This window comes from Dissulfurispira sp. (genome assembly GCF_036745535.1).
GTDB lineage: Bacteria > Nitrospirota > Thermodesulfovibrionia > Thermodesulfovibrionales > Dissulfurispiraceae > Dissulfurispira.
Genome location: NZ_DAIOFX010000048.1, coordinates 1 through 8,422, shown reverse-complemented (window position 1 = coordinate 8,422; position 8,422 = coordinate 1). Strand labels below are relative to the sequence as shown.

Here is an 8,422-nt window from a genome sequence, read left to right as displayed (position 1 = left end):
GGATTACTCTCTCAAAAAGCTGTTCAAAGGAGAGGGTTCATGGTACAGGAAAAAGGAAAATCAGAAGAACCTATGTCTATTTTTCGAGGGGGGGTTCATGGTACAGGAAAAAGTCCATGCAAAGAATAGAGGAGGAACTGAGGGCTTATATAAAGATATACAATCCTGAATTTGTGTATATCGTGTCAGAATCGTTTCTCGCTGGAAGCATCGATACGGTGAGAAACTTTACCGAGATGTATCAGCAGTTCTCTATCCCCTTCTGGTTCAATACAAGACCAGAGGATATCACTGAGGAAAAGGTAAGATGCATAAAGGAAGTCGGGTGCAAAAGGATCAGCATCGGACTCGAACACGGAAATGAAGAATTCAGAAAGAAGTTCCTGAAGAGAAACTACTCAAATGTTGCGTTCAAGCGGGCATGTGAAATTCTTCGGAGTCATGAGATTTCATTTTCTACGAACGTTATTATCGGTTTTCCCTATGAAACTCGGGAAATGGTGTTTGATACCATTAATGTGCTCAGAGATGTTAAGCCTGATGGGGTCAGTACGCATATCTTCAGCCCTTACCATGGCTCTGAATTGCGAGATATTTGCGTAAAGGATGGCATGATAAGCGAAGACATGATTGCAGAAGATTTCTTCCATGGAGATTATCGCCTGAAGAATCCCACTATCTCCAAAGAGGAGATCTTGGGACTGTTCCGCACTATTCCTCTTTATGTTGAGATGGATAAGAAGGAATACGCCCGTATCAGGACAGCCGAAAGATTGGATGAAGAAGGAGACAAGATATTTAATGAGCTTAAGAAGGAGTTTTACGCTTGTAAAGGATGGCGACAGGTCGGAAGGGAATAGAGCACTTCCGTTCTGGCGCTTCAGTGACTGATCTTCGGAGAACCTTTATCTACCGTGAACGTCCTCTTTATATATGATAGATTTTTTGAACCCGAGAAATTAGGTGAAATTTCTGCAAACCAGGAAGATCTTGTGCTCCTCTTCCCCCTGACCTCGAGGGAATCGTTGACAAACGCAGTGGAGGAGGGACTAAGAAAGAGGGGCTGTACCGTAACGGTGATCCAAACCGCAAGAGAAATTGAGACCTCCGCTGATACCATACGGGAGAAATACATACAATTCATCGCGGAGTTCCCGAATAGAGTTCTTCACAATGGGAAGAGTCTTAGGGACGTTTTCTCAATCGATAAGAATCTTTCTCTATGGTGGCTCGGGCTTGTTGCTGAAAAAAACAGACTGAAGACTGATACGTTTGATCTTCTTGTACAGCTGGATGCAGTGGTGAGGATTGTGACATCGAATGGGGTTGGAAAAATCGTGATGGGGTGCAGCAACAAGCGCCTGAGGGCTGCGCTTGCTCACTACACCAAGAGAAGCGGGGTGAGATATGAAACAGTTTCCACACGTGGAAAAACAGGGATGGGTATCAAGAGAAGGCTTTTGGAATTACAGCGACTGCTCTATCTGAAACATGTGCTTGCTCTCATGTATTTTGCGGTGCGCTTTTTCTGGAGGACGCTGCAGGTGAAGAGGGCGATGGGGAGTACAAAGAGAGTGAGAGGCAGAGTTGCTCCTCTCATGATTATCACCTATTTCCCCAACTTCGATCGTGCATCAGCTGAAAAAGGAGTCTTCAGAAACAATTATTTCGAGCACGTCCAGCAAAGCTTGGAAAGAGAGGGTAGAAATATTGTCTGGGCTGCCATGAGCGTTCCCCATGGCTCCATCACATTTTCAGAGTCGCTTGCTTATGCGAAGCAGTTTGACAATAATGGATATCCTCTCATCCTTGTAGAGGAGTTTAGTTCATTAAGCCTCCAGATCTCCAGCTTCCTTCGGATGCTCGTTTTCGGCTTGCGCTTTATCAGGCTGGAGCGCCGGATTGCAGCATGCCACGAGATTAATGGATATAACTTTTATTTGCTCATGAGGGATGACTGGTATGCCTCATTCACTGGCCGCATCGGGTATGATGGAATTATGTATTATGGCATGTTTAAAGAATTGCTACGCAGGGTGAAAGCAGATCGGTGTCTCTACTACTGTGAAATGCACGCATGGGAGAAGGCGCTGGCAGCAGCAAGAAATGCGGTATCTCCAGATATGCGTTTGCTCGGGTACCAGCATTCGACGGTTCCAAAAATGCTCTTGAATTACTTTTTTGCTCCAGAGGAACTACGTGGTGATGTCTCTTATCCACTGCCGCTACCTGATATGCTCGCCTGCAACGGTTTTTTGCATCAAAGCTACATGAAGGAGAGCGGATGGCCGGAGGAGCGGCTTCCTATTGTGGAAGCGATACGGTTCTATCATCTGAAAAAGCATATCGGCAAAGAATGGAAGAAAAGCGGGAATGTCGTCATTGTAATACTTTCCATCAGCATCGAAAGTAGCTGCGCTCTCCTCAATATTATTTACGAGGCACTGCAAGGGGTAGAAAATGTGGAGATATGGCTTAAGCCGCACCCGTTTCTGAATCTCAAAGAGGCACTTGCACTATCGGAAATGCATGTAACTACAGGAAGATTCAAAATAAAAGATGGCTCTATAGAGGACCTTCTGATCGATGCACGGGTCGCGGTGGTAGGTGACTCAAGCGTGGCTGTGGAGGCGCTGGCGTTTGGGTGTTCTGTCATTACAGTCAGTACCCCTGAGATGGTCAACACGTCGCCGTTGAGGGGAATGACAAACAGGATGATCAGTAATGTCGAGTCACCAGGGGAGTTGAGAGAAAAGATTTTATCGATACTCAACGCCCCGGCCGACATCGCGCCTAGTGCTTCCGAAACAGCAGATATGTTGCATAATTTCTTTTTCCTCGGCTCTGAGGACAATATACCGAAGCAGTTCCTTAAACTGCTCACACATGAGCATTCGGAAAAAAAGAGGGCGTAGTCGTTTGCAAGGAGGAACCAGTATGGGAGGAATTGAAACATGGAAATTATAGTTTTCGGCGGCGCAGGCTTTCTTGGTAGTCATGTAGCAGATGCCCTGAGTGAAGCAGGACATAGAGTGCGCATCTACGATATCAGGGAGTACCAGTATATTAATCCTACTCAGGAGATGATTGTTGGCGATATTCTCGATCAGTCGCGGGTACGGAAAGCGCTTGATGGAGTTGATATAGTATACAACTTTGCCGGCATTGCTGATATTGACGAGGCTTCACGGAAGCCTATCGAAACGGTACAGTATAACATTCTCGGCAATACGATCCTGCTCGAAGAGGCAAAAAGGGCAAAAGTCAGAAGGTTTGTGTATGCAAGCACGGTATACGTATTCAGTGATTCCGGCTCATTCTATCGGTGCAGCAAGAGTGCGTGCGAGCATTACATCGATGTCTACCAGAAACAGTATGGCCTTGATTACACAATTCTGCGTTATGGGACATTGTACGGGAGCCGCGCAGATATGCGCAACAGCGTTTACCGCTTTATTAACCAGGCATTGACGGAGGGGAAAATCACCTATTACGGAGATGGCAATGAAATACGGGAATACATTAATGTGCGTGATGCAGCGGAGGCGAGTGTTGAGATACTCGACGATAAGTTTCGCAATGAGCATGTGATCTTTACGGGGCATCACCCGATGAAGGTGAGCGAGCTCTTCATGATGATTAGAGAGATATTGAAAAAAGATATTTCGGTGGAGTACCTCCCGCCGGCATCAGATGACCCGATGGTGCATTACACCATCACGCCGTATACGTTTATTCCCAAGATCGGAAAGAAGTATGTCAAACACTACTATACCGATATGGGGCAGGGCCTGCTCCTCTGTATACAGGAAATATTCGATAAAATTCATAACAGAAAAGTGTGATGAAAAAGGTGTTTATTTCGACATCCTCTTTCGCAAAATTCGATGCCAGTCCTCTGCGCATGCTTACGGATGCGGGATGTGAGGTGCATATGAATCCTTACGGGAGGAAGCTGGCGGTCGATGAAATAAAGCATTTTCTTTCCAACAATATTGATTTTCTGATTGCCGGAACAGAGCCCCTCACAGAGGATGTCCTGGAGTCGGCGCCCAAGCTCAGGGTCATTTCACGATGTGGAACCGGTCTGGACAATGTTGATTTGAAAACTGCGGAGAGGCTCGGCATAAAAGTTTTCAATACCCCGGATGCTCCGACAGCTGCCGTTGCAGAGTTGACGGTGGGCATGATTCTGGATTTACTGAGGAAAATATCCCTTATGGACCGTGAGATCCGCAGCGGGACCTGGAAAAAGAGGATGGGAAATCTTTTGAGCGGCAAGACTGTAGGTATCATTGGCTTCGGAAAGATTGGACAGCGTACCGCATCATGCCTTGTGCCGTTCGGCTGTGAGGTGCGGTATTGTGATGCAAGGGAAGATCTGTGTGTACCGGGATACGAGAAGGTCGATCTGGATATTCTTCTTCAGACAAGCGATATCGTATCAATCCATGTTTCCTCCTCCCAGAGGATTTTGGGTGAACGTGAAATCGGGCTCATGAAAAAGGGAGCATGGCTGATCAACGTATCAAGAGGAGGGGTTATAGATGAGGATGCGCTCTATAAGGCGCTTAAGGGAGGCCACCTGGAAGGCGCAGCGCTGGATGTCTTTGAGCAGGAGCCATACGGCGGAAGACTGAGAGAAATTGATACGGTTATTCTTACCCCTCATGTCGGATCGTATGCAAAAGAAGCGAGGATTGGAATGGAGATTCAGACTGTTCGCAATCTCCTTTCTGCCATAGAAAGGCAATGATACGTTATCTTTCGCATGAGCTTTCGCCACACACTCCTTTTTACGGCTTAGCGGAGCGAGGGCTTGTCACGGTAAAGATCAAAGCGATGGCCGAAGGAGCCTCCTGTGATGTCCATCGGATTACCATAGAGAACCACTGGGGCACTCACATTGACTGTCCAGCGCATTTTTTCCCGGGAGGGAAAGGTCCCTGTGATTATGATGCCGAGTACTGGCTTTTTCGGTTTCCACAGGTAATTCACATAAGTGTGGAACCGGGCGGAGTAGTGAGAAAAACCGATCTGATAACGCCTCTGCGCGCCACTACCGATCTCCTTATTCTGCAATCAGGATGGGGAGCGCGGCGGAGCTCGAGTATGTATAGCCTCCAGGGACCGGGGCTGCATCCGGAGATCGGGACCTGGCTCAGGAAAGAATATCCCTGTATTCGTGCGGTAGGGTTCGACTGGATATCCCTCTCCTCATATGCGCATCGTGATGTTGGTCGGGAGGCGCATCGGGCCTTTCTTGATCCGGAAGGAGAGGGCCATCCGATCCTTGTTATTGAGGATATGCTTCTTGAGGACAACTTGGAAAATCTGAAGCATGTATGGGTTGTACCGCTCCGTGTATCGGGTGTCGATAGTGCTCCTTGTACCATCATAGGAGTGTTTGAGTGATACGGGCGGTTATATTTGATTTCGACGGCGTCATTCTTGAATCATCCACTGTGAAAACAAAAGCATTCAGGATGCTTTTTGAACGTGACTACCCGGACAAAGCGGATGAAATTACAGAATACCATCTCCAAAACATGGGCATTTCGCGGTACGTGAAATTCCAACATATCCATAAAGCAATCCTGAAACTGCCGTTGTCAGCGGAAAGAGAAAGGGAACTCGGCGAACGCTTTTCCGCATTGGTGCTCGATGAGATTTTGAAAGCATCTTTTGTTCCCGGTGCACAGGAATTTCTTACGGACAATCACGAGAAATATCATACATTCATTGCATCGGGTACCCCTGAGCAGGAACTGCATGATATTCTGCAGCAACGGCGTATAGGGCATCTTTTCAACGAGGCCCACGGATCTCCAAAACAGAAACATGATATCATCTGCGATATTATGCACCGCTACGGACTGAACCAGTCAGAAGCGGTGTTTGTGGGGGATGCTGAGAGCGACCGTCGTGCTGCTGAACAGACTGGTATCACGTTCATTGCGCGGCTCACTGAGGAGAACAGCAAGCAATTGAAGGAGTGCGCGTGGAAAGTGTACGATTTAACCGAGCTATCCGATGTAATCAGAAAGATTGAGGAAAACTATCAATGAACGCTCTCCCTACATACTCCAATGACATCTGGTTAGGGATTCCCTCTCCGTTTCTGCGCACAGCCAGACCGTGTGTTATCTTCTGGGGATGTGCTCCCAATGCTGGCCCGACAGACGATAATCAGCTGCAGGGAGCAAGTATGAGCGAAAGTGCACAGGTAACAAATCTCCTAAGAGATAGTATCCCCTTGACAGTGTTCGCTCTGTTGATTCTTAATAATAGGGTCTCAAAAAGATGCTATGTTGCATAACGGAATAGCAAAATATGTATGTTCTTGAGAGGACGACAAAGGAAAAAGGTGTCGGGTGAAACTAATTATCCAAATTCCCTGCTATAATGAAGCGGAAACGCTGGGAGTAACGCTGAAAGACCTCCCCCGCACGGTAGAAGGCTTCGAAACGGTCGAATGGCTGGTGATTGACGATGGCAGCACGGATAACACCAGTGAGGTGGCGAAAAGACACGGCGTAGACCACATCGTCAGACTAATCAAAAACCAAGGATTGGCAAAAGGATTTGTGACCGGACTTGAGGCGTGCATCAAACTCGGCGCAGACGTTATCGTCAATACCGATGCTGACAACCAGTATAAAGCACAGGATATTCCAAAACTCGTGAAGCCCATTCTGGAGGGAAAGGCAGATATTGTCGTAGGAGCGCGACCAATCGATGAGATTGAGCATTTCTCCTCTTCTAAAAAGATTCTTCAGAAAATCGGTAGTTAGGTTGTACGTCTTGCTAGCAATACTGACCTGCCAGATGCTACGAGCGGTTTCAGGGCTGTAAGCCGGAATGCTGCCCTGCATCTGAATCTTTTTAACGCTTACACCTATACCCTTGAGATGGTAATACAGGCCGGACAAAAAATATGTCGATAGTTTCTGTTCCGATTAGTACCAACCCCTATCTGAGGCCATCAAGGCTAATAAAAAGCATACCATCCTATATAAAGCACTCCATAAATACAATACTTCGTATATTTATTGTGTACAGACCATTCAGGTTTTTCTTTACCATAGGACTGGCTCTATTTTTAGCAGGTTTTTTAATCGGCCTCAGATTTATATGCTTCATGGTAACTAACACCCCGGGGCAATATATCCAGTCTCTCATTCTTGCCTCCGTATTGCTCGGAATAGGCTTTCAGACAATGCTGGTTGCTTTTTTAGCAGATCTGCAGGCAGTAAATAGAAAGTTGCTCGAAAATGTTAATTACAACCTAAAAAGGCTTGAGAATAGTGGAAACTACAATAAGGGACAGAGTGGCGTCGTCAATAATGAAAATGCTCACGATAAGGTCTCATAGATGAGCCCCCAATTTAATCTCCTGGCTGAGAAAAAGACAAAGCTCTTACATTTGGAAAAAGATTAGGTGAATAAGAGTATGAGAGTCCTTTTAATAAATCCTCCATATGATATCAGACGATATATGGGAAAGCTTTCAAAAATTTCATTTGTATTCCAACCATTCGGCTTGGCATATATTGCCGCATTCTTGAGAGATAGAGGTATAGAGGTAAAGATTTTCGATTCTCAAGTAGAAAAAGAACCGATTCAGGCAATTATAAAATCGTTCGACCCCAATATTATTGGTATTACATGTGTTACAGCATTAGTCTACAGCACTATCGAGGTAGCTAAGCTTATCAAAACAGAATTCCCGGATAAGACTATAAGACTATTGTTGTTGGTGGTATCCATCCCACAATAAGACCTGACGATTTTCTTGCAGAGAAAGCGATTGATTATGTTGTTGGTGAGGGCGAGCTTACAATGTACGAGCTTGTCCAGGCTGTTAACAACGGAATAGATCCTGCGTCCGTCCCTGGAATAAGGTGTGTAAGAAACGGGCAAACGATTGCAAGCGCTCCGCGCAAATTGATTGAGAACATTGATGACATACCCCCCAGCATTGGACCTCTTACCTATGAATGAATATAAAATTAGTCCGGATATGAGAACCGGTGATAAACTTGGCGTAATCCTTACCTCTCGAGGATGCCCCTTTGATTGTATATTTTGCTCTAACCGTCTGTTGACGGGGAAAAAATATAGGATGCACAGTATTGAGCGTGTTTGCAGTGAAATTGAGAATCTAATTAAAAATTATGGCGTAACACAACTTTTCGTTCAGGATGATAATTTTGCCGTAAATAAAGAGCGTGCCAAGAGTCTCTGTAGAGAAATGATTCGTAGGGAGTTGCACAAAAAAATTTCATGGTGGGCCGAAGCGAGGGTAGATTGTGTTGACGAGGAGCTTCTTTTCTTGATGGCTCAGGCTAATTGCAAAATTATCTCGTATCACATCTGTCCAAAATAGATTTTAGAAAGACCTCCGATTCAGGTAGTATAG

General features: G+C 45.8%; 8 protein-coding genes and 1 pseudogene. All 9 read left to right on the top strand.

Annotated features, from left to right (window positions below; genetic code table 11):
• Nucleotides 1-860, top strand: an 860-nt coding sequence (locus V7L97_RS08675) for a B12-binding domain-containing radical SAM protein (RefSeq protein WP_333655115.1), incomplete at its 5' end; no start/stop codon positions are given.
• Nucleotides 861-914: 54 nt separating this feature from the next.
• The gene (locus tag V7L97_RS08670; protein ID WP_333655113.1) at nt 915-2,915 is read left to right on the top strand and encodes a hypothetical protein; all 2,001 of its coding nucleotides are present in this window, start codon (nt 915-917) and stop codon (nt 2,913-2,915) included.
• A 39-nt stretch (nt 2,916-2,954) separates the two neighbouring features.
• On the top strand, nt 2,955-3,845 hold the full coding sequence (locus V7L97_RS08665) for an NAD-dependent epimerase/dehydratase family protein (protein WP_333655112.1): 891 nt from the start codon (nt 2,955-2,957) through the stop codon (nt 3,843-3,845).
• A complete protein-coding gene (locus V7L97_RS08660) occupies nt 3,845-4,756 on the top strand; it encodes a phosphoglycerate dehydrogenase (RefSeq protein WP_333655111.1) in 912 nt (303 codons plus the stop codon). Before V7L97_RS08665 ends, V7L97_RS08660 begins: the two co-directional genes overlap by 1 nt.
• Complete coding sequence (locus tag V7L97_RS08655; RefSeq protein WP_333655110.1) at nt 4,753-5,415, top strand: cyclase family protein; 663 nt, start codon at nt 4,753-4,755, stop codon at nt 5,413-5,415. The genes V7L97_RS08660 and V7L97_RS08655 overlap by 4 nt, the downstream gene beginning before the upstream one ends.
• Nucleotides 5,412-6,068: an HAD family hydrolase gene (locus V7L97_RS08650; protein WP_333655108.1), complete on the top strand. Its 657-nt coding sequence runs from the start codon at nt 5,412-5,414 to the stop codon at nt 6,066-6,068. Before V7L97_RS08655 ends, V7L97_RS08650 begins: the two co-directional genes overlap by 4 nt.
• Nucleotides 6,069-6,374: 306 nt before the next feature.
• Nucleotides 6,375-7,375: pseudogene (locus V7L97_RS13035) on the top strand (glycosyltransferase family 2 protein).
• A gap of 123 nt (nt 7,376-7,498) precedes the next feature.
• Nucleotides 7,499-7,780, top strand: coding sequence for a cobalamin B12-binding domain-containing protein (locus tag V7L97_RS08635; protein WP_333655105.1), 282 nt, complete (start codon nt 7,499-7,501; stop codon nt 7,778-7,780).
• A gap of 183 nt (nt 7,781-7,963) precedes the next feature.
• Nucleotides 7,964-8,389: a B12-binding domain-containing radical SAM protein gene (locus V7L97_RS13030; RefSeq protein ID WP_442891794.1), complete on the top strand. Its 426-nt coding sequence runs from the start codon at nt 7,964-7,966 to the stop codon at nt 8,387-8,389.
• Nucleotides 8,390-8,422 lie beyond the last annotated feature (33 nt).

Coding starts and splice junctions, on each gene's coding strand:
- V7L97_RS08665 (WP_333655112.1), top strand. CDS start 2,955: ATGGAAATTATAGTTTTCGGCGGCGCAGGCTTTCTTGGTAGTCATGTA.
- V7L97_RS08655 (WP_333655110.1), top strand. CDS start 4,753: ATGATACGTTATCTTTCGCATGAGCTTTCGCCACACACTCCTTTTTAC.
- V7L97_RS08635 (WP_333655105.1), top strand. CDS start 7,499: ATGGGAAAGCTTTCAAAAATTTCATTTGTATTCCAACCATTCGGCTTG.
- V7L97_RS13030 (WP_442891794.1), top strand. CDS start 7,964: ATGACATACCCCCCAGCATTGGACCTCTTACCTATGAATGAATATAAA.
- V7L97_RS08660 (WP_333655111.1), top strand. CDS start 3,845: ATGAAAAAGGTGTTTATTTCGACATCCTCTTTCGCAAAATTCGATGCC.